This is a genomic window from Paracoccus sp. S4493, assembly GCF_000967735.1.
GTDB lineage: Bacteria > Pseudomonadota > Alphaproteobacteria > Rhodobacterales > Rhodobacteraceae > Paracoccus > Paracoccus marcusii.
Genome location: NZ_JXYF01000092.1, coordinates 1 through 812, shown reverse-complemented (window position 1 = coordinate 812; position 812 = coordinate 1). Strand labels below are relative to the sequence as shown.

Below are 812 nucleotides of genomic sequence, written 5' to 3'. Positions count from 1 at the left end.
CCCCGCCGTGACGGACGCGGCCAAGGCCGCCCAGATCCGCGCGCAGGTGCGCCTTGGCGCGATGACCGGGATCGACCTGGGGCTGGACGCGCTGTCGCTGGCCTCGATCTATTTCCTGGCGGCCATCGGGCTGGCGGTCACCTTCGGCGTCATGCGGGTCATCAACATGGCGCATGGCGAATTCATCATGATGGGCGCCTATACCGCCTACACCGTCCAGACCGTCATCGCGGACCGCACGCTGTCGCTGGTGGTGGCGCTGCCCCTGGCCTTTGCGGTCACCGCGCTGGCGGGGGTGGTTCTGTACCGTCTGGTGATCCGGCACCTGGCCAACCGCCCGCTGGAGACGCTGCTGGCGACCTTCGGCGTCTCCATCGCGCTGCAGCAGTTGGCCAAGAACATCTTCGGCACCCAGGCTCGTCCCCTGACCGCCCCCGCCTGGCTGGAGGGGTCGATCACCGTGAACGACGTCATCGGCATCAGCGCGATCCGGGTTGCGATCTTCGTGCTGGCGCTGCTGTTCCTGGGGCTGTTCCTGTTCATCATGAAGCGCACGCGCTTGGGCCTCGAGGTCCGCGCCGTCACCCAGAACCCCGGCATGGCGGCATCCATGGGCATCAACCCCGACCGAATCGCCATGATGACCTTTGGTCTGGGGTCCGGCATCGCGGGGATCGCAGGCGTGGCGATCGGTCTGTTCGCGCAGGTCACGTCGGAAATCGGCCAGCAATACATCGTCCAAAGCTTCATGACCGTGGTCGTGGGCGGCGTGGGCAACATCTGGGGCACGCTGGCGGGGGCCACCCTGATCG

At 67.1% G+C, this 812-nt stretch carries 1 protein-coding gene; it reads left to right on the top strand.

The features are described from left to right. Positions 1–812: urea ABC transporter permease subunit UrtB (gene urtB, locus TW83_RS12905; RefSeq protein WP_045983190.1), on the top strand; the 812-nt coding region annotated here is incomplete at both ends.